Genomic DNA, 24,563 nt, shown 5'->3' with positions numbered 1-24,563 from the left:
TCGTCCGATACCAGAGCGGGCGGCTACTGCTGGATGGTAACCTTGCTCAGGCTGAACAGCGTGCCGGTCGGCGTCGGCACGAAGCCGGCGACGTTCTTCTGCTGGGCCGTATAGCTGTACGAGGTATAGAGCCAGATCCATGGGGACATCTCGGCGAGGTGCTTCTCGAACTCGGCGAAGATTACCTTGCGTTTCGCTGGGTCGGTCTCGGCGCGGCCCTTCTGCATCTGGCTGTCGAGCGTGTCGTCGATGTAGTTCGCCACCTTCTGCAGATTGCCCGCCTTGGTCCAGTAGCGATTGTACATGGTGTAGGGGTCGGCGCGGCCGCCATTGAGCGCGATCGCCATGTCGAAATCGCCCTTCAGCCAGGCGTCGACATAGACGTTGAGCTCCATCATCTTGATGTCCAGCTTGACGCCGATTTCAGCGAGCTGCGACTGGATGATCTGGGCTTCCGCCGCCGCCGTCGGCGGCTCGCCGGTGGCGCCGATCACGGTCGCCGAAAAGCCGTCGGCATAGCCGGCCTCGGACATCAGCTGCTTGGCCTTTTCGACGTCGCGCTTGTAGCAGAACAGCTGGCTCGGATCGGTCGCCAGAGCGGGAATCGTCAGCGGTCCAGTGACTTTGCCTTCGCCGAGCGAAGCGGTGTCGAGCACCTCCTGCCGGTCGATGGCGCAGGAGATCGCCTGGCGCACCTTGAGCTCGGTCATCGGCTTGCGCGACGGATTGAGCTGCAGCACGTGATAGGCCAGCACCGGCACACGGTTCAGCTGCAGGCTTGCCTCCTTCGGCACCAGCGTGGCGACGAGCGGATCGTTGAGCAGGGCGAAATCGATCTGCTTGGTGCGCATTGCGGCCAGGATCGCCGCTTCATCGGGAAGCACGCTGATCTCGATGCCGTCGACACCGGTCGCGCCGCCGGCCCAATCCTTGTTGGCGCTCAACACTTCCTTGGCGTTGGGGTCCCATTTGTCGAGCTTGAACGGGCCGGAGCCGAGCGCCTTGGTGCCGATCGAGCCGGCCTTGATCTCGCTGGCCGGAACGATGGCCGCGTTGGCGTCGCTCATCGCCGTCAGGATCGGCGCATCGGGCTGCGACAGATGGAACACCACGGTCGCCGCATCCGGCGTGTCGATGCTGGCGATCGACAGGAAGTTGGCGCGTGCGGCAGCACCGGTCTTCTCGTCGAGGATACGCTCGAACGAGGCCTTGACGTCGGCCGAGGTCAGCGCGGTGCCGTCCTGGAATTTCGCCTTGGGATCGAGCTGGAAGGTCAGTTCCTTGCCGTCCTTGGAAAACTCCCAGGACGTGGCGATGGCTGGGATGATCTGCAGGCTGGCATCGACCCGCACCAGCGGCTCATAGATCAGCTCCAGCAGCCGCAGCGACGAGAACGCCGTCTGCTTGTGCGGGTCGAGCCCGGTGGCGTCCTGCGACCAGGCCATGTGCAGCGTTGCCGCATTCGCCTGCGTTGAAACCGCAGCCAAGCCGAGCATCGCCGCCAGCGTGATACCCGACAGCAGCGTTCTTGTGAGATGCCCTATCATTTTCGTCTCCCATTGTCGTTGAACTCGATGCCTTGCAGTTTCTGCCGACCGCTTCCAAGACACACATGCTTTGGACTATCGGCCCAGTCTATGCGGCCTCATGCCTTTCTGTCGCTGATTGCCTTGCGCAGGAAGCCTCCTGCCTTGCCGAGAGCCGCGCGCGCCTCTTCGGCGCCCATGCCGGTGATGGTCACCAGGATCGCCAGTTTCACATCATTGCCGGTCTGGGCGAGCGCCTGTTTGGCCTGCTGCGCAGCGCAGCCGGTCGTCTGCATGACGATCCGGATCGCCCTGGCGACCAGCTTCTTGTTGGAGGGGTTGAGATCGACCATCAGGTTCTCATAGCTCTTGCCGATGCGGATCATCGAGGCGGTGGTCAGCATGTTGAGCACCAGCTTCTGCGCGGTTCCCGATTTCAGCCGCGTCGAGCCTGTGAGCACTTCCGGACCGACCACCGGCGAGATGGCAATGTCGGCGATGCCGGCGATGGTCGAGGCCGGATTGCAGGACAGCGCGACCGTCGTGGCGCCCACCTGTTTGGCATAGTTCAATCCGCCGACGACATAGGGCGTGCGCCCGCTGACCGCGATGCCGACCACCACGTCGTCCGATGTAAGTCCGATCTCCTGCAAGGCCTTGGCGCCCAGCTTGGGATTGTCCTCGGCGCCTTCCGTCGACCGCAACAGGGCGTCGGACCCACCGGCGATCAGGCCGACGACCATGCTTTCGGGCACGCCAAAGGTGGGTGGGCACTCCGAAGCGTCGAGCACCCCAAGCCGGCCGCTGGTGCCGGCGCCGATGTAGATCAGCCGCGCGCCTTTCTGGAAGGCAAGCACGATCCGGTCCACGGCGGCTGCGATTTCAGGCAGGACCTTTTCGACCGCCGCCGGGACAGCCTTGTCCTCGTCGTTGATCTTGCGCAGCACGTCGATGGTCGGCAGCAGGTCGATGTCCATCGTCTTCGGGTTCCGGCCTTCGGAAACCAGCCGATCCAGCTCGGACATCAACCCTTGTTCGGTCATTCCAGTGCTTTCAAAACCATGCGGCACAGCCGATGGCGAGGATGGCTCGCCGACTGGCGCTCACATACGGACGATGGCCCGTTGCCGTTACCCTGTTTTCTTTTGTTAACTTTTTAGAATTGAATATTCATAGCGTCAACAGAAATTTGGAATATTTTATTCCTCACCTGACAACGCGCTATCGTCCGCCGAGGGATCTCTTGGCAAGGATGATCGCGCCCGACACGGCATCGCCGTCGGCGGGCTTCAGGCGGCGCCGGACATCGGGGGAGAGCCAGGGTTCGAGCGGACTGGCGAGGCCGCCGAGCAAGGTCACCCGCGGCGCACCTTGTTCGAACAGCACCCGCACCAGCGTGTCGATCTGCTCGGCGGCACTTTGCACGATACGCCGTCCGACCGGATCGCCCTGGTCGGCATGGCGCATCACCATCGGCGCCAGGGCCGCATAGTCCGTTGCGGTTGCCCGATCCATCCAGGCGACCGCTTCCATTGGGTCGCTCTGGAAACGCTGCATCACCTCCGCCAGAAGTGCTGTCCGCTCATGCCGGCCGTCATGGCCGCGCAGCGCCAGCTGTACCGCCTTCAATCCAAGATCGGCGCCGCTGCCCTCGTCGGAGATCGGAAACCCGTAGCCGCCGACCCGCAGGTCGCGGCCCTCGACGAAGCCCAAGCCGATCGAGCCGGTACCGGCAATGACGATGGCGCCGTCCTGACCTGAATGCGCGCCCAGGCAGGCGCCGACGCCATCGCTGACGAAATCGATGCTGGCAAAGGGATGCGCGATCGCCCTGAGTGCTTCCAGCGCGCCCTTGCGGCCGATGCCGGCAAGGCCGATGCCGGCGTGAATTCCAGCGATTTCGGCCGATCCCAGACCTGCTTCCTCGATCGCCGTGCCAAAGGCTTTCGCGACCGATGCCCAGGCGGCATCGATGCCGAGCCGCGTTGTCGCCGGACCGGACAGGCCTTGCCCGAGCACCGTCCCGCCAGCATCCTCGATACGAGCCCGGCAGCCGGTGCCGCCGCCGTCGACACCGAGAAAATAATGTTTGGCGCTGGCGCTCATGCGCTCAGCCGCTCGATGTCGGCGCCGCACAGACGCAGTTTCCTGTCCAGTTGCTCATAGCCGCGGTCGAGGTGATAGACGCGGTTGATGATGGTTTCGCCCTCGGCGACCAGCGCCGCCAGCACCAGCGACACCGAAGCGCGCAGATCGGTGGCCATTACCGGCGCGCCATGCAGTTTCTCGCCACCACGCACCAGCGCCGTGGTGCCCTGCAGCTTGATGTTGGCGCCGAGCCGCATCAGTTCGGGAACATGCATGAAACGGTTCTCGAAGATGGTTTCACGCAGCAGCGATGCACCTTCGGCGCAACACATCAGCGCCATGAACTGCGCCTGCAGATCGGTTGGAAACCCGGGATAAGGTTCCGTAGTGAGATCGACGGCTTTCAGCGGCCGGTCGCGTGATACGATGAGCCCGCGGTCGCCGGGCCAGACGCTGACACCGGTGGCCTCCAGCAATTGCACCACCGAGGCCATGTGTTCGAGCCGGGCATGGGTCAGTTCAAGCTGGCCGCCGGTGATCGCCGCGGCGATGGCATAGGTGCCGGCCTCGATGCGGTCGGGGATGATGTCGTGCGTGGCTGCATGCCAGTTGGTGTCGCCGGCAATCAGGATGCGGTGCGTGCCGGCGCCCTCGATGCGTGCGCCCATGGCGTTGAGGCAAGCGGCGAGATCAGCCACTTCGGGCTCGCGCGCCGCGTTGAGGATCTCGGTTTCGCCCTTGGCCGTGGTCGCCGCCATCATGGCTGTCTCCGTCGCCCCGACCGATGGCGAGCTCAACACGATGCGCGTGCCGGTCAGTCCGTTGGGCGCAGAGGCGACGATTGAACCGTTCTCGATGGCGATCCTGGCGCCCAGTGCCGCGAGTGCCGCGACATGCATGTCGACCGGCCGCGCGCCGATCGCGCAGCCGCCCGGCAGCGAAACCCGCGCATGGCCGAACCGGGCCAGCAGCGGCGCCAGCACGAGCACCGTCGCCCGCATCTTCCGCACCGTGTCGTAGGACGTCTCCTTGGAAACGGCGGCGCTGGTGTCGATCGTCGCGGCATGCGCCGACCGCGTCACTTCGGCACCGTGCAGCCGCACCACGCCGAGCATGTTTTCGACGTCGGTCACATCTGGCAAATTGGTCAGTTCGAGCGGGTAGGGGCTGAGCAGCGCGGCCGCGATCTGTGGCAAAGCGGCGTTCTTGGCGCCGGATATGGTGACCGCGCCTTCCAGTCTCTGTCCGCCGACGATCCGCAATCTGTCCATGGGCTGAAACCTTGTTTCACGAGAGCCGAACCGCACTCGGGCCAATCGAGAAATTAATTCTACGTTCTTGGCTGTCAATCGGAATTGGAATAATTTATTCCTTGGCCCGGCATCTGAAGCGCGAGGGAATCCCGTGTCCGTTCTGAAAAGGATCAATGCGAAGCTCGACGGCATGGCGCCTGGCGATCGCGAGATCGGCCGCTACATCGTCGACAATCCCGACCAGATGCTGCGCCTGTCGACGGCGGCGCTCGCGGCCGAGATCGGCCGCAGCCAGTCGAGCGTCGTCAAGTTCAGCCAGAAGCTCGGCTATGCCAGCTACCAGGAGCTCAAGCTCGCCGTCAGCCAGGCCAAGGCGCGGGAATGGCAGGTGCCGGCGGGCGTGATCCACGGCTCGATCGAGGCCGGCGACAGCTACCAGGTCATCCTGAAGAAGCTGATCGGCAGCAAGCTTCTGTCGATGCAGCGGACCGCCGAGGCCAACACCGAGCGCATCATCTCCAGGACGCTTGAGCTGCTGGATGGCGCGCGCCGCATCCACCTGGTCGGCGTCGGCGCTTCCTCGCTGGTGGCGCGCGATTTCTCCTACAAGCTGATGAAACTCGGCCGCAATGTCCTGCATGACAGCGACAGCCACATCCAGATGGCCAATGTCTCGACGTTAGGCCCTGACGACGTGCTGTTCGCGCTGTCCTATTCCGGCGCCAGCATCGAAACCTTGCGTATCGCCGAACTTGCTCGCAAGCGCGGCACGACGGTGATCGCCGTCACCGGCCTGCACGACAATCCGCTGAGCCGCGTCGCCGACATCCGCCTCTACACCATCGCCGATGAGGAGCGTGCGCGCTCCTCATCCATCACCGCGCGCGACGCGCAGCTGACGCTGACCGACCTGTTGTTCATCCTGCTGGTGCAGAAGCAGCCGGATGCCAACGACTATGTCCACAACAGCGAAGCGGCGGTCTCGGTGCTGAAGGCCGAGCGGTCTTCGTAGCGCCACAGCCGATGCTGGACTGCACAGCGCCGGTTCTGCAGCCTCCTGGCTCAACAACCGCAGCGATGCCACCTCTTGCCTGTCGGCCCCGAAGGCGCGACCCTGCCTGATCTGGCGAAACGCTCCCGCAGAAATTCGCAAGGAGAGAAAATCATGACATCTGATGTGGCCGTCATTGCAGGCGCGGGCGCTGGTCTGAGCGCCTCGCTTGCGCGCCTTCTCACCCGGGAAGGCTTTCGCGTGGTTCTGGCAGCCCGCAACGTGGAGAAGCTGAGCGCTCTGGTCGACGAGACCGGTGCGCTGGCCGTCGAGACGGATGTCGCCGACACCGCGTCCGTCGCCAGGCTGTTCGAGGCCTCCGACAAGGCCGGCCCGTTGGCGCTTGCGGTGTTCAACGCCAGCGCGCGCACGCGCGGCCCGATCGCCGAACTCGATGCCGAAGCGGTCAAACAGGCGTTGCTGGTCGGCGCCTATGGCGGCTTCCTGGTCGGCCAGCAGGCGGCGCGCCGCCTACTGGCGCGCGGTTCCGGATCGATCCTGTTCACCGGCGCCACCGCCAGTGTGAAGGGGTTCTCCGGCTCGGCCGGCTTTGCCATGCCGAAATTCGGCCTGCGCGGCTTGGCGCAGTCCATGGCCCGCGAACTCGCCCCGCAGAACATCCACGTCGCCCACTTCATCATCGACGGCCAGATCGAGCCGCCCGGACAGGCCGGCGACCCCGACCGGCCGGACCGCCGCCTGTCGCCGGATGCCATCGCCGAGGCCTATCTCGCGGCCCATCGCCAGCATCGCAGCGCCTGGAGCTCGGAGCTTGAGCTGCGGCCTTGGGTCGAGACGTTTTGACAATCCAGCTGATCGCCTAGGGGTCAGCTGATCGCCTAACGGAAAGTAACGCGATCCCTCCGCTGCTCCTATATACATTAGGCAATTCTCATATTTTGTAGTGCTAAGCTGCTTATCCAATACATAAAAAAGCACAGTGTAATATACACGTTTGTTTAACGTCGGTTGTGCATGTTGCGGCTTTCCCGGGCTAATTGAGAACGCGCATGCCGGTCACACGTCGTACACTGCTTGCGGCCGGAAGCGCTGGGTTGCTGATCTCGCAAGCCCGGGCAGCCAGCACTCCGGGACAGCAGGCGGAGAACGCCCCAAATCCTATAGCCAGCGGCAATGCGTTGCGCATCGCAATGCCGGCCTTCGCTTCCAATCCGTTCTTCCCGGCCGACGGATCGGGGGACAATGGCATAGACATGGAACTGGCCCACGGCATCGCCGCGGCGCTTGGTGTCGAGCCGGTGTTCGACCGATCCGCCGCAACTTTCGACGATATCGTGAAACAGGTGAGTTCCGGTCAGGCCGACATGGCGATCGGCAAACTCAGCCGGACCCTTCAGCGCGGCCGGTCGATCGTCTATTCCCGGCCCTACGCCATGTTGCGCCAGGGGCTGATCGCCAACCGCCTCAACCTGGCGCGTATTGCGCAGGGAAAGCCGCCCGAACAGATCGTCCGCGATTTCTCAGGCGATCTCGGCGTCATCGAGGGCTCTTCATTCGCCACCTACGCGGCCACAACCTTTCCGCACGCACAAATCCGCCGCCTGGCAAGCTGGGATCTGATCATCGATGCGATCCGGAACGGGACGATCGACATGGCCTATCGCGACGATTTCGAGATCAAGAAGCTGATGGTCGACGATCCGTCCATGACGGTCGTCGCGCGCTCGATCACGCTGACGGACAAGGTCGACACGATCGCAATCGGCGTGCGGCCGGACAACCCGCATCTCGCGGCCTTTGTCGATCTCTATCTCGATCTCGCGCGGGGTCAGCAGGTTCTCAACACCGACGAGATCATCGCCCGCTATCGCCAGGGGAGCAAAGCCTGACATGGCCATCTCCGAGGTAGCCGGACCCCTGCCTTTCGATTGGCGCCTCGCGGCAAGGCGCATCCTGCGCTCGCCGGTGACGACGATCGCGATGATCGCGGCAGGGATCCTGTCCGGCCTCTACTATCCAGGCTTTGCCCATGCGATCAGTCCTGTCGCACAGCTCTACCTGAATTTCCTCAAGATGGTCGTCCTGCCCTACCTGGTCTCCTCGGTCATCTTCTCCATCACGGCGATGGTCCAGGACCCGAAATCGGTCCGCTACCTCGGCAAGGTGGGTATTGCCGTGCTGCTCGTGTCGTTCCTGGCCGTGCTGGTGAGTGGCACCTTGTCGCTGATCCTGCAGCCGGGCCAGATCGAGAATCCCCAGTCGCGCATCGAGCTTGGCGAGTTCATCAATTCGCAAGGCAGCGTGTCCACCGATCTCGCCTTCCCGTTCCAGCCGCCGCCCTCCAATGGGGATCCCAGCGGCGGGCATTCGATCCTGCTCGACCTCGTGCCGAACAACGTCTTCAATGCGCTGGCCTCTGGCCAGACTATCCAGGTGCTGCTGTTCTGCCTACTTTTCGGGCTTGCCATGGGGAAGATTCCCCAGCCCTCGTCCATGAGCCTGACCCAGGCGCTCAACGCGGTCTACCGGGCCTGCACGGTCCTCACCAACTGGTTCATCTGGGGATTGCCCTTTGCAACCTTCATCCTGATCGCGGACCAGACCGCGTCGACCGGAACCAAGCCGCTCACGCTCATGGGCGGTTACCTGCTGGTGATGGGTCTTTCCTGCCTCACATTCGTTGCCGGTGCCTTTGCCATTATCGCCATCCGGTCGCGACGAAGCTATTGGACGACGATCAAGACCTGCCAGCCGCTTCTCATGGTGGCCATCACCACACGCTCTACGGTCGCCTCGCTGCCGTGGGTCATCAACCTTTTGAGCGAGCGCCTGCGGTTCAGCCTGGTGGTCGTCGAACTGCTGGTGCCGCTGCAGGCGGCATTGCTGCGCACAGGCCCGGCGCTGCTCTATACGTCGGGCGCGTTGTTCATCGCCCAGCTCTACGGCCATCCGCTTGCAGTCGCCGACCTCGTGCTCGTCGGCATCATCTCAGCGCTTCTCGCGCTCACCACCGGCGGCATGGGCAGCCTGCTCATCCTGTCCCAGATGTCCATCGTCTGCGGCTACCTGAAGCTTCCCTTCGAGGCGGCGTTCGCCTTGTTCGTCGCGGTGGATGCGGCCGTCGACACGTTCATGACGCTGGCCAGCGTCTGCACCGTCGCGGCGAGCACGGCAATGATCGCTCCCAGCCACAGGGAGACGACGCAGCCTGACGCCGCTTCGGACCAGCTCGAAGCCGAGCCTGCCGGATGATCGACGACAGCATCCGTCCCCAGCTCGGTATCATCGGCGGCCTCGGGCCGCTTGCGTCGGCCGACTTCTACTTCAAGCTGACCCGAATGACCCAGGCGTTCAGAGACAACGAACATGTGCCTGCCGTCATCCTCAGCGTCCCGCGGCTGCCCGACAGGACCGAAGCGATCCTTGCCGGCCATGACGGCCCGCTGGCGCCTTTGAAAGCCGCGGTCGCGACGCTCGATGCGCTCGGAGTCGCCTGTATCGCGATGCCGTGCAACACCGCCCATCATTGGTACGGTCAACTGGCGGCGAATTCGCACGCGGAAATCATCCATATCGGCGACGCGGTGGTGGCGGAAACGCGTCGCAGCCTGGACCGGGGCCGGATTGCTGTCCTCGCCACCCAAGGCACGCTGGTCTCCGGCTTCTATCAGGACAGGATGTCGGCGGCGGGATTTGAGCTCTGCCTTCCCGCGAACACCGAGTTTCAGCAGTGTGTCGACAGCGCAATCAGCCTCGTCAAGGCGGGTTCGATCGCGGACGCGGCGGTCGAAACCGAGCGCGCGCTCGACATCGCGCAAGCGGCCGGCGCCGATGCCGCCCTTCTCGGCTGCACCGAATTGTCGGTGGTGGCCGCCAGCCTCAACGATGTCAATGGATTGGTCGTCATCGACAGCAATGCGGCCCTGGCGCGAGCCTGCCTGACGCGATTGGGTTTCGGTGTGCAGGAAGCCCGAGGCCTACCGACCGTATCGCGGCCGCCTGGACATGACCGACCGATGCGGGCCAGCTCGGTCGCACTGGCCCAGCTATCGGTGAGTTCGATCTAGAGCGGGATGAATTTAGGTTGGGCATAGCCTGCCTCTGTGAAGTAATTTCTGCATTCGGTTGGAGTGACGGTGCCGAGGATTTGGCCGATGGCGTCACAGACGGTCTCAACTGTTCGCTTGGCGGCCTTGCGCAGCCAATGCTTGAGCTTGGCGAAGAGCTTCTCGATAGGGTTCAGATCGGGCGAGTATTTCGGCAGGAGGAACAACCTGGCGCCGGCCGAGCGGATGGCGCGGCGCACGGCCTTGCCCTTATGTGAGCCAAGATTGTCCATGATGACGATGTCGCCGGGCTTGAGGGTTGGGACAAGAACCTCATCGACATAGAGCTGGAAGCGCTCGCCATTGATCGGTCCGTCGATCAGCCATGGTGCTTCGACACGGTCGTGGCGCAGCGCCGCCAGGAAGGTCATGGTCTTCCAGTGGCCGTGCGGCACCTTGGCTTTGATCCTCTCGCCGCGCGGCGCCCATCCCCTGAGCGGGGCCATGTTGGTCTTGGTCCAGGTCTCGTCGATGAACACCAGGCGGGAAGGATCGATGCGGTCCTGATACTTGGTCCACTGCGCCCGCCGGCGCGCCACATCGGGGCGATCCTGCTCGGCCGCGATCAGCGTCTTTTTTTGTGACTGAGCTTCTCGGCGTGGACGAACTCCCACACCGAGCGATAATCGACCTTCAAGCCGCGCTCGCCAAGTTCGGCCACAAGGCCACGCAACGTGAAATCAGCGGCCCGGCAGCGCAGCAACAGCCACTCCCGATGCTCTCCGACAATGTTCTTGGGCCTGTGCCCACCCATCTTGCCGGGCGCAAGACTGCTCGTCTCGCGCAAGCGGCTTACCCATCTGATGACGGTGCTGATCCCAACCTCAAAGCGCACTGCCGCCTGCCGCCGCGACAGGCCATCCCGCTCAACTGACGCAACAACCCGTTCGCGAAGATCCATCGAATAAGGCTTGCCCATCCATGCTGGCCTCCTGATCCAGCCAGCAGGTTGAATCAGATTTGCAAGCCTAAGGGAATCCCCGCCGATTCAGCCTCAATTCATTCCGCTCTAGACGCTTTCGAGATAGGTCTCGATCTCGAAATCGCTGACATTGAGCGCGAACGTGTTCAGCTCCTGGCGTTTGCAGGCGACGAAAGAGTCGCGCAGGATTGCCGGGAAGATCTCCGCTACATGCGTCCCGCTTTCAAAGGCGGCGATCGCGGACGCCCAGTCCGGCGGCAGCTTTGCCGGCGGAAGTCCCTGGCCGTCGCTGCCGGTCGGATCACCTGGCGACAACTGCCTTTCAATGCCCGTTAGAGCGGCGCCCAATATGGCCGCCAGCACCAGGTAGGGATTGGCGTCCGCTCCTGAAACGCGATGTTCGATGCGGCGCGCGGCGGTCGGTCCGCCGGGAATGCGGATCGCCACCATGCGGTTCTCATAACCCCAGGCGACCGCGGTCGGTGCGTAGGATCTTGGGCGCAGCCTGCGGTAGGAATTGAAGTGCGGCGCGAACACCAGCGTGCTCTCGGCCATTGCCGCAAGCAGGCCGCCGACCGCATGGCGCATGATCTCCGAGCCCTGGTCGGTGCCGTCGTCGAAGACGTTGCGCCCTTCGCCGTCGACCAGGCTGAAATGAACGTGAAAGCCGTTGCCGGCGCGGTCGCCATAGGGCTTGGCCATGAAGCAGGCGGCAAAGCCGTGCTTGCGGGCAATGCCCTTCACCGTGCGCTTGAACAGTACCGCATCGTCAGCCGCCCGCAGGGCGTCCGCGACATGGTTCAGATTGATCTCGAACTGACCGACGCCGTTCTCGGCGATGGCGGTGTCGACGGGAATGCCTTGCGTCCGGCAGGCCTCGTAGACGTCGTGTATGAAGGACTCGAAATCGTCGATCTCGTCGATCGACAGCGCCGCATCGGAATCGAGACGGCGCCCGGTCACCGGCGAGACAGGTCCGACCGGCCGCTGCGATTGCGGATCGACGAGGTAGAATTCGAGTTCCGTTGCCGCGACCGGGGTCAGGCCCAGGGCCTTGTAGCGATCGAGGATGCGGGCCAGCGCCCGTCGCGGGTCGCCGAGATAGGGCGCGCCGCTTTCGTCGGCAAGCCAGAGCGGGACAAGCGCCGTCGGATGGGCGGTCCAGGCCACCGGCAGAATGCCGCGCCCCGTCCATTGGCACAGTCCGTCGGCATCGCCGGTCGAGAACACCAGTGTGTTGCCTTCGATGTCCTCGCCCCAGACATCGAGCCCGATCAGCGAAAAAGGCATGCGCAGCTTGCCTTCCAGCGCCTTCCTTGCCTGCTCGACGGGGATGCGCTTGCCGCGCATGATGCCGTTGAGATCGCACACCGCCGCCCTCAGGCTCTGGATGTCGGTTCGGCTTTCAAGCCAGTTCAAAACGTCCGCAATTGCATCGCTCAATTTATAACCTCTGGTTTTTTGAAGGTGCCGCAGCCTGACCGGCCGCACTGTCCCTGGTAAAAATAGCTTGTGAGTTTTGGGAAAGCATATCCGGCTGCGCCGGATATTTTTTCTTATTTTTTCAAGTCACTAGCTGGGATGTCGGGAGGCATTTCAAAACCAATTGCGCGATCTGCGATCGCAACATAGAGGCAAGAGAAGGGAAAGCCAAGGGGCATTCGGGCAGTGATGTCGGACGCAAACGCCCTTCGCGTCGTCATCCACGGCGGAGCAAGGAGCGCAGCGACGCAGCGCAGACCCGAGGATGACGAAGGCAGGGAGGGCGTCGGCCAATCGCGAATGCTTCTGATGGTCCACCGCGTTGAACGATGAAATTCCCGACTGCAAAGAGGCCTCCAATCCAACCCGTCAAATCCTCTGCGCTGCGGTTCTAATTCCTCGTTTGCGGAAACCTAGCCTGCTGCAGGATATGCGAGGCGCCTTCGTCGATATCGCGCACGATGGCCGCGCGGGCGCGCTCTCCGTCCTGGGCTTCGATCGCCGCGACGACTTCCTCGTGATAGTCGATGTCGAGAATGGAGGCGAGGTCATCCTCGAATCCCATGGCAAGGTTCCTGAGAAACGGGCCGACTTGCATCCATACGGTCTCGATCAGGAAGATCATCTGCTCGTTGCCGCAATGGCGGTAGATCGAGAATTTGAAGTCGTGATTCTTGCGCAGATAATCGTCGATATCGCCCTTGCGGGCCGCCAATGTCAGATCGGTGGAATGGCGTCGGATCGTCCGCAGATTGTTGCCGTTGATGCGTTTTGTCGCCAGTTCGGTCGCCGAACCTTCGAGGATCGTGCGCACCGCGGTCAACTGCGAAAACCGGTCGGCCGATATCACCGGCACCTCGACGCTGCCGTTCGGCATCGGGCTGAGCGCCCGCAGCGCCTGCAGCCGCATGAAAGCGCTGCGCACCGGCATGTCGCTGGTGCCGAGTTCCCTAGCGAGTTTTCGCGACGTCAGCTTCTGGCCCGGCACGAACTGGCCGGACATCAGCGCCCGCACGAGTTCCAGATAGACTTTCTCATGCAAGGGAACGGTGTCGACGGCGGTCAACCCGAATTGTGTTTTGTCGGCCATTGGCGGGGGCGCTGCTTCATTCGTTCTGAAATCTACCCTGATGACAACAGCCGCAGATAATCTTGCTTTGCCAAGCGCGGCGAGAACGCCGAAGTCAGCGATTTATCAACGCATGATAGACGCTTCGATCGTTGCGCGGCAAGCCAGCTCGTCACCCTGCCGGCAGTTGCACCCAAGGCTAGGCGGCCTGGTTCTCAGGCGAGCGGCGTCTCTGCCATGCTGTGCAAAACCGTCATCACAAATCTTGACCTTGCGCGCACTTGCACCTCTGGCCGCTCTCTGGCTTTTTGGGGTACCCATCCGAACGGACTGATTCGCGTCACGCCGCTCGATTGCAATGTCCCCAAGGCAGTCTGCGGGTGGATCGTGAAGCGCGCGCAATTTGGCGAAGGAGAAACAGGCATGGCCGAGTTCAAGAAGCCCGAAATCTCCGAGATGAGACCCAAGATCACCGTCATCGGCGTTGGTGGTGGTGGCGGCAATGCCGTCAACAACATGATCGCGGAGCAGCTTCAAGGAACCGAGTTCATCGCCGCCAACACCGACGCGCAGGCGCTGACCATGTCGAAGGCGACGCGGCTGATCCAGCTTGGCGCGCATGTCACCGAAGGATTGGGCGCCGGATCGCTTCCCGAGATCGGCCGCGCCGCGGCCGAGGAATCGCTCGACGAGATCATGGATCATCTGGCCGGCACGCATATGTGTTTCGTCACCGCTGGCATGGGCGGCGGCACGGGAACCGGTGCTGCTCCAATCATCGCCCAGGCGGCGCGCAAGGCCGGCATCCTGACGGTGGGCGTCGTCACCAAGCCTTTCGCCTTCGAGGGCAGGCGCCGCATGCAGATGGCCGAAGAGGGCATCGAGCGGCTGCGCGAGAGCGCCGACACGGTCATCGTCATCCCGAACCAGAACCTGTTCAGGATCGCCGATGCCAAGACCACCTTCGCCGATGCGTTCGTCATCGCCGACCGGGTGCTCTATGCCGGCGTCAGCTGCATCACCGATCTCATCGTCAAGGAAGGCCTGATCAATCTCGACTTCGCCGATGTCAAATCGGTGATGCGCGACATGGGCCGCGCCATGATGGGTACCGGCGAGGCGTCCGGCGAGGGCCGGGCGATGAAGGCGGCGGAAGCCGCGATCGCCAATCCGTTGCTCGACGAAGTGTCGATGAAGGGCGCCAAGGGCGTGCTGGTTTCGATATCGGGCGGCAGGGACATGACCCTGTTCGAGGTCGACGAGGCCGCCACCCGCATCCGCGAAGAAGTCTACGAGGACGCTGACATCATCGTCGGCGCGATCTTCGACAAGGGCATGGAAGGTCGCTTCAGGGTCTCGGTGGTGGCGACGGGTCTCGACCGTGCGTTTGGAGCCGAGGATGGCGATGCCGGCATCGCCCGGGACCACGCCGGCCAGCCGCCGGCGCGGACGCTGCAGTAGGATCTGCCTGATCCGGATTGATTGGGCTGCTTGCGGCCCTGGTAGCGCTGCGCAGAGGATTTGACGGGTTGGAGCTGTTGGTCATCGCCCGTTTCGATGAACCACCTCGGCACTAGGCCGGGCTTCCCCAATGTCGTCATCCCTGGGCGGAGCAGCCGCGAAGCGGCGTCGCGTAGACCCTGGGATCCATGCCGCGACCTTGGTCGCGGAGTGCTGCGGAGCAGAATTCTGCACCGCAGCAGTGCTTTGAAGTCGCGGCATGGATCCCTTGGGCTGCGGAGCAGATCCTCGGGTCTGCGCTGCGTCGCTGCGCTCCTTGCTCCGCCCGTGGATGATGGGTGGACGGCCCCTTGCGGCATCGAATGTGCCAAACTGGTCGTGTTGAACCCAGCGGAAGGAGACCGTCCGTCATGCAAGTTATCAGATTTGGAATCGATTTGGCCAAGAATGTGTTCCAGGTGCACGGGGTGGATGCGACCGAGCGAGTGGTCGTGCAGCGCCAATTGCGCCGCGCGCAGGTGGTGAAGTTTTTTGCCGCGCAGCCGCCGGCGCTGATCGGCATGGAGGCCTGCGGTTCGGCCCATCATTGGGGCCGCACGCTCAGCGCGCTCGGCCATCAGGTCAAGCTGATGCCGCCGACCTATGTGAAGCCCTACGTCAAGCGCAACAAGAACGATACCCGCGATGCGCAAGCCTGTTGCGAGGCGGTGAGCCGGCCCGACATGCGCTTCGTGCCGATCAAGACGGTCGAACAGCAATATGCCCGCGCGCTGCATCGTGCGCGTGACCTTCTGGTACGCCAACGCACGCAGCTGGCCAATGCCATTCGCGGCCATCTCTACGAAATGGGTCTCGCGAACGCCAAGGGGGCGGCGGGCATCGAGGGCCTGCTGCAGCTCATCGAAACGGCCGATGAAGCCATCCCCGCGGCGTTGTTGATCTGCCTGCTGCCGCTGGCCGGGCAATGGCGGGCGCTGGATGGCGAGATCGGCAAGCTGGACAAGCAGATCCTGGCTCAGGTCAGGCAGCAGCGGGCGGCCTTGCGGCTGATGACGATCCCGAGCGTCGGCCCGATCATCGCGCATGCGACGATCGCCGCCATCGGCGATGGCCGCCAGTTCGCCTCGGCCAGGGACTTCGCCGCCTGGGTCGGCCTGACCCGCAAGAACCACGACACCGGCGGCAAGCACAGATTGACAGGCCATATCAGCCGCGCCGGCGATGGCGGCTTGCGAAGGCTGCTCATTCTCGGCGCCAGTTCCTGGTTGCGGCAGGTCAGGGCCAAGCCCGACAGAGGCTCGCCCTGGATACGCGGCCTGCTGGCCAGGCGGCCGGTCAAGGTCGCCGTCGTCGCCCAGGCAGCCAAGACCGCCCGCATCATCTGGGCAATGCTGAACTCGGGACAGGAATACAGGGCACCGGCTGCGGCATAAACCGCAAAGCAAGGCCCTTAACAGCGTAAGGAGCAAAAGGCAGCACGGCAAAATGGTCAGGACCTGGGTCGGGACACTCCGCCTTCGTCATCGCGATACAAGAGCGCGTGTGGATGATTGGAACCCGATCCGCGTAACCCTTGAGGGCCAGCGGTCCAAATTCGACCGCATCAAAAGGCCGAATACATGACCGCTCCAGACTATCTGCCGAATATGCCAATTGCACCTTGCCAACAGGGGGCCGTCCATACATGACGAAGTGACGGTGTTCCGCCAATCGCTGGGGCACGCCCCAACCTCCACCACGCCGATGTTTGGATTGCTTGTCAGCCCAGCCTCAGTTCAAATTTAAAACGTTTGCAATTTTGCGAAAGGCAATTACAAACGTTTCAAACTCGTTCGAGGGAGAAACGATGACGACCCGCGTCATCACGCTCAAGGAGCTTGCCTCTAGTCTAGATCTGTCGATCACGACGGTCTCGCGAGCGCTTGCCGGCCATGAACAGATCGCGCTGAAGACGCGCGAGCGTGTCGCGCAAGCGGCGCGTCAGGCCGGCTACGTGCCCAACACGGCGGCGCGCACGCTTGTCTCCGGCCGCAGCGGTTTCGTCGGCCTTGTGCTGCCGATCCGCGGACCGAACCTTGTCGACTCCTTCCTTGGCGAATTCGTCACCGGGCTTGGCGAAGGGCTGGTGTCGCACGGTGCCGACCTGATCCTGGCCACCGCGGCCTTTGGCCATTCGGAACTGTCGGTGCTGCGCCACGTCGTCGAATCCGGGCGCGCCGATGGCGTCGTTGTTACGCGTATCGCCGAAACCGATGAGCGCCTGGCCTACCTGCGCCGGCGCGGCTTTCCGTTCGTTGCCCATGGCCGGCTGCTCGACAGCGACTTCGGCTACAACTGGCTAGACACCGACGGCGCCCATGCCTTCGGCGAGGCTTTCGACATGCTCTACGACCTCGGCCATCGCCATTTCGGTCTGGTGACGATTTCCGAGCCGATGACGTTCCGGCATCTCAGACAAGACGGCCTTGCCGCCGCCATTGCCCGTCGCGGCGATCCGTCGGTGCGGCTCGATGTGGTGACGGCGCCGCGCTTCGATAACGAGGCCCGCATCCAGGCCGTCAACCGCATGCTGCAAGGGCCTGACAGGCCGACAGCCATCGTCGCCCTGTTCGACGAACTGGCGCTGACCGTGATGGAGGAGGCCGCCCGGGCGGGTCTCAGCGTGCCGCGCGATCTCTCCGTCATCGGCTTCGACAACATCGCCGCGTCGGCCTACGCGCCGCCCGGCCTCACCACATTCGACGCCTCGATCCGCCAATGCGCGCGTGAGATCGCCGACATGCTGCTCACGGTGATCGCCGACAGGCCGGCCGCGCCGCTGACGCGGCTGGTCCGGCCGACGCTGGTTGCGCGCGCCAGCCACGGACCCGCACCGCAGACAAGAAGCTGACGCCGCCATGTCGGCGCTCAATCCAGGGAGGAAGACCATGATGAAGACGTTGAGAAGCTTGGCGGGTGCCGTGCTGGCGCTGTCGTTTGCCGCCGGCGGCGCGCAGGCGCAGCAGGTGCTGTTCTGGTCGACGCAGGCGCGCCCGGTCGAGGAAACCCAGAAGATGCGCGACGAGGTGCTGAAAGGCTTTGACGGCTCCGTCGACTATCAGGTCGCCGAGGACGGTCCCTGGCTCACCCGCCTTCAGGCTGAGCTGCAGGCCGGCTCCGGCACCATCGGCCTGCTTGGCGGCCTGCATGGCGATTTCTCCACTGTCGGCGCGAACCTTGTCGATCTCACAGGCGTCGATGTCGGCAGCGTCAAAGTCAACGAAGCCTACAAGAAGCTCGGCATGCTCGGCACCGGAGAGCAGAAATACCTGCCGTGGATGCAGGCCACCTATTTGATGGCGGCAAACAAGCAGGCCTTGCAATATCTGCCGGCCGGCGTCGATCTCAACACCATCACCTATGACCAGTTGATCGAATGGTCGAAGAACATCGCCGAGAAGACCGGCTCGCCGAAATTCGGCTTTCCCGCCGGTCCAAAGGGACTCAAGCACCGCTTCTTCGAGGGTTTCCTCTATCCGTCCTACACCGGCTCGATGGTGACCAAATTCCGCTCACCGGAAGCCGAGATCGCTTGGAACAAGTTCAAGGAGTTGTGGCAGTACACCAACCCGAACTCGACCAACTACGCCTTCATGCAGGAACCGCTGCTGTCAGGTGAAGTCTGGGTGGCGTTCGACCATGTCGCGCGGCTTGCCGATGCCTTCAACAAGAAGCCGGACGAGTTTGTCGCCTTCCCGGCGCCGGCCGGCCCCGCGGGTCGCGGCTTCATGCCTGTGGTGGCCGGCGTCGCCATTCCGAAGACTTCGCCGGACATGGACAAGGCCAAGGCGCTGGTCGCCTATATGCTGAAGCCGGAGACCCAGATCGCGACGCTCAGGGCGACCAATTTCTTCCCGGTCGTCGAGGTCAAGCTGCCCGACGACATGCCGGCTTCGGTGAAGGCTTTCGGCCCGGCGATCGCTACCATGACCGGTGCTCCCGATGCACTGCCGGCTTTGCTGCCAATGGGGCTTGGCGATCTCGGCGGCAAGTTCAACCAGATCTACACCGACAGTTTCGAGCGCATCGTGCTCGGCGGCGAGGATGTGCATGGCGTCCTCGGCGAACAAGCGACGGCGCTCAAAGCAATTATCGATCAGTCGAAGGCGCCATGCTGGGCACCCGACAAGCCGTCAACTGGCGCTTGCCCGGTCGACTGAAATCCTCCCGAGGGGGCGCCCGGAGTTTGTTGCACTCCGGGCGCCCAGACCGTCGCACTCGACCGCCCTACAGCAAAGGACACAACCATGCACGGCAAGGCTCTGCCCTATCTGCTGTTGATGCCGGCAACGTTGTTCCTGTGCATCTTCTTCCTCTATCCGTTCGCGTTGGTCGCCTTCGAGGCGGTGACCCGCGACGGCGCCTTCACCCTCGACAATTTCCGCACCATGGCCGGCAGCTGGAAATTCCCCGTCACGGTCCGCAACACGCTGCTGCTGGCGGCCATCGTCGTGCCGATCCAACTGGTCATGGCACTGCTGATGGCGAGCGTGGTGTCGCGGCTGGAGACCGGACGCAGTGCGGCGCTCTATGTGTTTGCCATTCCGCTCGGCATTTCCGATCTTGCCGCCGGCTTGATCTGGCTCGCCATTTTCGACCAGTCCGGCTTCCTCAACACGCTGCTTTCCAGCCTTGGCGTCGTCGACAAGCCAATCATGTTCCTCGGCTACCAGAGCAAGCTGACCATCTTCATCGCCGTGGCGCTCGCCGAGATCTGGCGGGCCACTGCGATCATGATGGTCATCCTCGTCGCCGGCATGGGCCTGATCCCCAGGGAATATTACGAGGCGGCGGAAGTGTTCGGCGCCAGCCCATGGCAGCGCTTCTTGCGCATCACGCTGCCACTGCTTCGCCCCAGCCTGCAGACGGCAATCATCCTGCGCGTCATCCTCGCCTTCGAGGTCTTTGCGGTGGTCGCAGCCCTTGGCGGCACCAATCTGCCGGTGCTGATGGGCGAGACCTACAATTGGCAGTTCACATTGCAGGACCGCAACGTCGCCGCCGCCTCGGCGCTGCTCATCCTCGCCATCTCGATCGGCTTCACGCTGTTCTTCCTGCGGGTGCTGCGCGTGCCGAAGGAGGCGCGGATATGAGCGCCATCACCGAAGTGCCGGCTGCCGCGACAGCCGATGCGCGCAAGGCCGGCGACTGGCTGCTGATCGCCACCGCCATCCTGCTCTGCGTCTGGGTGCTGCTGCCCATCTACCTGTTGATCGCCAACGCGCTGTCGTCGCCGGGGGAGGTCACAGCCTTTCCCAAGCGTTTCTTTCCGTCCTTTGATTTTGGCAGCCTGTCCTTCTTCGTCGAATTCGCCGGTGTCGCCAGGGCGTTGTGGAACTCGGTGCTCGTCGCCACCCTGACGATGATCCTGGCCATCGGCTTCGGTGCGCCGGCTGGTTACGCGCTATCGCGCTTCGACTTTCCAGGCAAGGAGACCTTCCGCCTCCTGGTGCTGATGACGCGCGCCTTCCCGTTGCCCCTGCTGGCCTTGCCGCTGGCGGTGATGTTCATCCGCACCGGCCTCGACGACACCGCCATCGGGCTGGCGCTGGTCCACACCACGCTGGCGCTGCCATTCGCCGTGCTGATCACCTTCTCGCTGTTCTCAGGCATTCCCGTCGAACTCGAGGAGGCGGCCTGGACGCTCGGCTGCACACGGCTTCAGGCCTTTCGCAAGGTCATCCTGCCGCTGGCGCTGCCCGGCATTGCCGCCTCGGCGGTGTTTGCCTTCACCATCTCCTGGAATGAAGTGTTCGCCGCCGCCGTGCTCACCATCGAGAACCGCACGCTGACCGCCTTCCTGCTGCAGAGCCTCGGTGAATCGCCGCTCTATCTCAAATTCGCCGGCGGTGCGGCACTGGTCGTGCCGGCGCTGATCTTTATCTTCGCCGTCCGGAAATACCTGTTTGCCATGTGGGGGATCGCCAACCGATGACGCAGGGCACGGAGACCGCTCATGGCTGAAATTGCGATCAAGGGCGTGGCCAAGCGCTTCGGCGGCTTCACCGCGCTGCATCAAGTCGATCTCACCATTGCCGATCAGGAATTCATGGTGCTGCTCGGCGCCTCCGGCTGCGGCAAGACCACGCTGCTCAGGATCGTCGCCGGGCTGGAGACGCTGAGCCAGGGCGAGGTCTGGATCGGCGGTCGCCGCGTCGACCATCTGCCGCCGCGCGACCGCGGCATCGCCATGGTGTTCCAGAACTATGCCGTCTTTCCGCATCTGACCGTGTTCGAGAACATCGCCTTCGGCCTGCGCATGAAGAAATTGCCGCAGGCCGACATCGAGCGCCGCGTCACCCGCACCGCCGAGCTGATGCATATCGAGCAGCTTTTGAAGCGCTATTCGGGCCAGCTGTCCGGCGGCCAGCGCCAGCGTGTCGCCGTCGCCCGTGCGCTAGCGATGGAACCGGACGTCATCCTGATGGACGAGCCGCTGTCGAACCTCGACGCGCTGCTGCGGTTGGAAATGCGCGCCGAGCTAAAGGGCGTGCTTGCCGCGTCGAAGACCACCACCATCTATGTCACCCACGACCAGGTCGAGGCGATGAGTCTTGCCGATCGTATCGCCGTCATGCATCAGGGCCGCATCGTCCAGGCCGCGTCGCCGGTCGAGGTCTACCGCAATCCGGCCGCGCGTTTCGTCGGCTCGTTCATCGGCAACCCGCCGATGAATTTTATCCCGGCGACGAAAGCCGCGAATGGAGACTGGACCGTCGCCGGCCTGACACTGCCGGGTCCTAAATCAGAAAAGCAGAGAATAGAATTCGCCATACGCCCCGAGGATGTCGACGCCGGCGGCGAGGGCCTGCACGCCACCGTGCGCGTCATCGAGCCGCTCGGACCGCACACGCTGGTCACCTGCGACGTCGAGGGCGGCCTGTTTCGCGCCATCCTGGACTCGAACGCCGGCGTCCAGGTCGGCGACCGACTGCGCCTTGCGCCCAAACCCGACCGCATCCGCTGGTTCGATCCTGAAACCACCAACGCCCTTTGATAGTGAAAGCCTCTGAACTCCCATGACTGCTTCTGCCACCAGTGACATCATTGCCCGCGCCGTCGAGGTGCTGAAAGAGAACGACCAGGGCGCCTACACCATCCCGACCAAGGGCCTTTATCCGTTCCAGTGGAACTGGGATTCCTGTCTGACCGCGCTCGGCCTTGCCCATTATGACGAGGCGCGTGCCTGGACCGAGATCGAGACGCTGTTCGCACACCAGTGGCCGGATGGCATGGTGCCGCATATCGTCTTCCATGTCTGGAGCGACGGCTATTTCCCTGGACCCGAAGTTTGGCAAACCGGCCGTCCGACGGCCACATCAGGCATCACCCAGCCGGCCGTCGCCGGCTTTGCCGTGCGCCGCCTGTTCGACCGCGCCAGGGACAAGAAATTGGCTGCGGAGCGGGCTCGTGCGCTGCTGCCGAAGATCGACGCCTGGCACCGCTGGTTCTATGAAAACCGCGACCCCGGAGGCGAGGGGCTGGTCGCCATCATCCATCCCTGGGAATCCGGCCGCGACAACTCCATCGACTGGGACGATGCCTTCGAGCGTGTACCGACCGAGGGCGTCGAGCCCTACACACGCCGTGACACCTTGCATGCCGACCCGGCCCACCGTCCGACACAGCAGCAGTATGACCGCTACATCTGGCTGCTGCAGCATTTTCGCGGACTTGGCTGGGACAATGCCAGGCTGCATGACGCCTCGCCATTCCAGGTCGTCGATCCCGGCTTCAACGCAATCCTGATCCGCGCTTCGACCGATCTTGCCGATCTAGCGCAAGCGCTGGGCGAAACCGGGATTGCCAGTGCAAACCGCGCCCGCGCTGAAAAGGGCCTCGCGGCCATGGAGCGCCTGTGGAGCGAGGCGCACGGCCAGTATCTCTGCCTCGACCGCGTCACCGGCAAGCTCATCGACAGCGCCTCCGTCGGCGGCATCCTGCCGGCCTTCGCGGCCATACCCGGGGCTCGCACGGCTGCGCTGGCCGCCACCGTCGAGCGACTTGCCGGCAGGGCGGGCTACGTCGTGCCGTCGCACGATCCCGACGATCCGCGCTTCGATGCCAAGCGCTACTGGCGCGGCCCGGTCTGGCTGGTGGTCAACTACATGATATCAGACGGCCTTGCCGACGCCGGCCATAACGACGCCGCACGGCGCATCACGCAATCCAGCCTGAATCTGATCCGGGAGAGCGGCTTTGCCGAATACTACGATCCGCTCACCGGCGACCCGCTCGGCGGCGGCCGCTTCACCTGGACGGCGGCGATGGTGATCGAATTTTTGCGGGAGGCACCTCTCTTGCCTTCTCCCCTTGTGGGAGAAGGTGGATCGGCGCGATAGCGCCGAGACGGATGAGGGGTGTTCCAGCGGAGTGGGACGCTGATGTTTCCTGGAGCACCCCTGATCCGTCGCCTTCGGCGACACCTTCTCCCACAACAAGGGGAGAAGGCAAGGCTGCGCCAATGCAGACTATCCAAACTTCGGGTCGAGGCTGCCCGACTTATACCGCTTGGCCATTTCCGCGACCGGCAGCGGCTTGATCTTCTGCGCGTTGCCGGCGGTGCCGAACTGTTCGAAGCGCTCCTTGCAGAGCTTGCGCATCGCCGCCATCGCCGGTGTCAAATATTTGCGCGGATCGAACTCGCTCGGGTTTTCGGTCAGCACCTTGCGGATCGCGCCGGTCAGCGCCATGCGGTTGTCGGTGTCGATGTTGATCTTGCGCACGCCGTGCTTGATGCCGCGCTGGATTTCCTCGACCGGCACGCCCCAGGTCGGCTTCATCTGGCCGCCATATTTGTTGATGATCTCCTGCAGATCCTCCGGCACCGAGGACGAGCCGTGCATGACCAGATGCATGTTCGGCAGCCGGCGGTGGATTTCCTCGATGACGTTCATGGCCAGCACCGCGCCGTCGGGCTTGCGCGAGAATTTGTAGGCGCCATGGCTTGTGCCCATGGCAACCGCCAGGGCATCGACATGGGTGTCCCTAGCGAATTCCACCGCCTGTTCGGGGTCGGTCAAAAGCTGGTCATGGCTGATCGCGCCTTCGACGCCGTGGCCGTCTTCCTGCTCGCCGCCGCCGCTCTCCAGCGAGCCGAGCACGCCGATCTCGCCTTCCACGGACACGCCGCCCCAATGCGCCATGTCGACGACGCGCTTGGTGATGCCGGAATTATAGGCGTAGTCGGCCGGCGTCTTGCCGTCTTCCTTCAGCGATCCGTCCATCATCACCGAGGTGAAGCCGTACTGGATCGCGGTCACGCAGGTGGCTTCGTTGTTGCCATGGTCGAGATGCATGCAGACCGGAATGTCGGGATGGATTTCGACCAGAGCGTCGATCAGCTTGGCCAGAACCACGTCATTGGCATAGGCGCGCGCGCCACGGCTTGCCTGCAGGATGACCGGCGACTTGGTCTCCTCGGCGGCCTCCATGATGGCAAGGCCCTGTTCCATATTGTTCATGTTGAAAGCGGGCACGCCGTAGCCGTATTCGGCGGCGTGGTCGAGCAATTGTCTCAGTGTTATGCGAGCCACCCAATAGTCTCCCGTATCTGGTTTCAAGCGCAACGTCACGGGCCGGCCGGTTGCCGGCCGGCCCTTGAT

21 protein-coding genes are annotated in these 24,563 nt (G+C 63.6%); 13 read left to right on the top strand and 8 right to left on the bottom strand.

The window, feature by feature from the left end; genetic code table 11:
• Nucleotides 1–23 precede the first annotated feature (23 nt).
• From ACSQ3L_RS26190 to murA, 4 genes are all read right to left on the bottom strand, one after another.
• Entirely contained in the window at nucleotides 24–1,547 is a 1,524-nt protein-coding gene (locus ACSQ3L_RS26190; protein ID WP_436162536.1) for an ABC transporter substrate-binding protein, read from the bottom strand.
• Between the two features lie 98 nt (nucleotides 1,548–1,645).
• Nucleotides 1,646–2,569 (bottom strand): N-acetylmuramic acid 6-phosphate etherase, encoded by a 924-nt coding sequence (gene murQ, locus ACSQ3L_RS26185; RefSeq protein ID WP_436162535.1) that lies wholly within the window; start codon nucleotides 2,567–2,569, stop codon nucleotides 1,646–1,648.
• 178 nt (nucleotides 2,570–2,747) lie between these two features.
• Nucleotides 2,748–3,632, bottom strand: a complete 885-nt coding sequence (locus ACSQ3L_RS26180) for a BadF/BadG/BcrA/BcrD ATPase family protein (RefSeq protein ID WP_436162534.1) — start codon at nucleotides 3,630–3,632, stop codon at nucleotides 2,748–2,750.
• Nucleotides 3,629–4,885 carry a UDP-N-acetylglucosamine 1-carboxyvinyltransferase gene (gene murA, locus ACSQ3L_RS26175; RefSeq protein ID WP_436162533.1) on the bottom strand — a complete coding sequence of 419 codons (1,257 nt, stop codon included), beginning with the start codon at nucleotides 4,883–4,885 and terminating at the stop codon, nucleotides 3,629–3,631. Before murA ends, ACSQ3L_RS26180 begins: the two co-directional genes overlap by 4 nt.
• Nucleotides 4,886–5,018: 133 nt before the next feature.
• On the opposite strand from murA, the gene ACSQ3L_RS26170 reads away from it, so the two are divergent.
• The 5 genes from ACSQ3L_RS26170 (at nucleotide 5,019) to ACSQ3L_RS26150 (ending at nucleotide 9,946) form a co-directional block, all read left to right on the top strand.
• A complete protein-coding gene (locus tag ACSQ3L_RS26170; RefSeq protein ID WP_436162532.1) occupies nucleotides 5,019–5,879 on the top strand; it encodes a MurR/RpiR family transcriptional regulator in 861 nt (286 codons plus the stop codon).
• A gap of 153 nt (nucleotides 5,880–6,032) precedes the next feature.
• A complete protein-coding gene (locus ACSQ3L_RS26165) occupies nucleotides 6,033–6,722 on the top strand; it encodes an SDR family NAD(P)-dependent oxidoreductase (protein WP_436162531.1) in 690 nt (229 codons plus the stop codon).
• A gap of 206 nt (nucleotides 6,723–6,928) precedes the next feature.
• Nucleotides 6,929–7,768, top strand: a complete 840-nt coding sequence (locus ACSQ3L_RS26160; RefSeq protein WP_436162530.1) for a substrate-binding periplasmic protein — start codon at nucleotides 6,929–6,931, stop codon at nucleotides 7,766–7,768.
• A 1-nt stretch (nucleotide 7,769) separates the two neighbouring features.
• Nucleotides 7,770–9,131, top strand: a complete 1,362-nt coding sequence (locus ACSQ3L_RS26155; protein WP_436162529.1) for a dicarboxylate/amino acid:cation symporter — start codon at nucleotides 7,770–7,772, stop codon at nucleotides 9,129–9,131.
• Nucleotides 9,128–9,946: an aspartate/glutamate racemase family protein gene (locus ACSQ3L_RS26150; RefSeq protein ID WP_436162528.1), complete on the top strand. Its 819-nt coding sequence runs from the start codon at nucleotides 9,128–9,130 to the stop codon at nucleotides 9,944–9,946. Before ACSQ3L_RS26155 ends, ACSQ3L_RS26150 begins: the two co-directional genes overlap by 4 nt.
• On the opposite strand, the gene ACSQ3L_RS26145 is transcribed toward ACSQ3L_RS26150, so the two are convergent.
• From ACSQ3L_RS26145 to ACSQ3L_RS26135, 3 genes are all read right to left on the bottom strand, one after another.
• Nucleotides 9,943–10,904, bottom strand: a protein-coding gene (locus tag ACSQ3L_RS26145) for an IS630 family transposase (RefSeq protein WP_436160203.1) whose coding sequence is annotated in 2 segments (ribosomal slippage) — nucleotides 9,943–10,563 and nucleotides 10,566–10,904 — 960 coding nt in all. Because the reading frame shifts where the segments join, the coding sequence is not laid out codon by codon here. The genes ACSQ3L_RS26150 and ACSQ3L_RS26145 overlap by 4 nt on opposite strands.
• Nucleotides 10,905–10,994: 90 nt before the next feature.
• Nucleotides 10,995–12,350 (bottom strand): glutamine synthetase family protein, encoded by a 1,356-nt coding sequence (locus ACSQ3L_RS26140; RefSeq protein ID WP_436162527.1) that lies wholly within the window; start codon nucleotides 12,348–12,350, stop codon nucleotides 10,995–10,997.
• Nucleotides 12,351–12,780: 430 nt separating this feature from the next.
• Nucleotides 12,781–13,479 carry a GntR family transcriptional regulator gene (locus ACSQ3L_RS26135; protein ID WP_436162526.1) on the bottom strand — a complete coding sequence of 233 codons (699 nt, stop codon included), beginning with the start codon at nucleotides 13,477–13,479 and terminating at the stop codon, nucleotides 12,781–12,783.
• 402 nt (nucleotides 13,480–13,881) lie between these two features.
• Between ACSQ3L_RS26135 and ftsZ the strand changes: the two genes are divergently transcribed.
• From ftsZ to ACSQ3L_RS26095, 8 genes are all read left to right on the top strand, one after another.
• Nucleotides 13,882–14,919: a cell division protein FtsZ gene (gene ftsZ / locus ACSQ3L_RS26130; protein WP_436162525.1), complete on the top strand. Its 1,038-nt coding sequence runs from the start codon at nucleotides 13,882–13,884 to the stop codon at nucleotides 14,917–14,919.
• A 410-nt stretch (nucleotides 14,920–15,329) separates the two neighbouring features.
• Nucleotides 15,330–16,352, top strand: a complete 1,023-nt coding sequence (locus ACSQ3L_RS26125) for an IS110 family transposase (RefSeq protein ID WP_436158213.1) — start codon at nucleotides 15,330–15,332, stop codon at nucleotides 16,350–16,352.
• Nucleotides 16,353–16,765: 413 nt separating this feature from the next.
• Entirely contained in the window at nucleotides 16,766–17,809 is a 1,044-nt protein-coding gene (locus ACSQ3L_RS26120) for a substrate-binding domain-containing protein (protein ID WP_436162524.1), read from the top strand.
• 37 nt (nucleotides 17,810–17,846) lie between these two features.
• Nucleotides 17,847–19,118, top strand: a complete 1,272-nt coding sequence (locus ACSQ3L_RS26115; protein WP_436162523.1) for an ABC transporter substrate-binding protein — start codon at nucleotides 17,847–17,849, stop codon at nucleotides 19,116–19,118.
• A gap of 87 nt (nucleotides 19,119–19,205) precedes the next feature.
• Entirely contained in the window at nucleotides 19,206–20,051 is an 846-nt protein-coding gene (locus ACSQ3L_RS26110) for a carbohydrate ABC transporter permease (RefSeq protein WP_436162522.1), read from the top strand.
• The gene (locus ACSQ3L_RS26105; protein ID WP_436162521.1) at nucleotides 20,048–20,893 is read left to right on the top strand and encodes a carbohydrate ABC transporter permease; all 846 of its coding nucleotides are present in this window, start codon (nucleotides 20,048–20,050) and stop codon (nucleotides 20,891–20,893) included. The genes ACSQ3L_RS26110 and ACSQ3L_RS26105 overlap by 4 nt, the downstream gene beginning before the upstream one ends.
• Before the next feature lie 21 nt (nucleotides 20,894–20,914).
• Nucleotides 20,915–21,955: an ABC transporter ATP-binding protein gene (locus ACSQ3L_RS26100; RefSeq protein ID WP_436162520.1), complete on the top strand. Its 1,041-nt coding sequence runs from the start codon at nucleotides 20,915–20,917 to the stop codon at nucleotides 21,953–21,955.
• A 22-nt stretch (nucleotides 21,956–21,977) separates the two neighbouring features.
• Entirely contained in the window at nucleotides 21,978–23,300 is a 1,323-nt protein-coding gene (locus ACSQ3L_RS26095; protein ID WP_436162519.1) for an amylo-alpha-1,6-glucosidase, read from the top strand.
• A gap of 129 nt (nucleotides 23,301–23,429) precedes the next feature.
• On the opposite strand, the gene fba is transcribed toward ACSQ3L_RS26095, so the two are convergent.
• The gene (gene fba, locus ACSQ3L_RS26090) at nucleotides 23,430–24,494 is read right to left on the bottom strand and encodes a class II fructose-bisphosphate aldolase (protein WP_352631487.1); all 1,065 of its coding nucleotides are present in this window, start codon (nucleotides 24,492–24,494) and stop codon (nucleotides 23,430–23,432) included.
• Between the last annotated feature and the right edge of the window lie 69 nt (nucleotides 24,495–24,563).

This window comes from Mesorhizobium sp. LjRoot246 (assembly GCF_964254115.1).
Taxonomy (GTDB): domain Bacteria; phylum Pseudomonadota; class Alphaproteobacteria; order Rhizobiales; family Rhizobiaceae; genus Mesorhizobium.
Note: the sequence above shows the minus strand (reverse complement) of the source record. Positions and strands in the feature narration are given on the sequence as shown.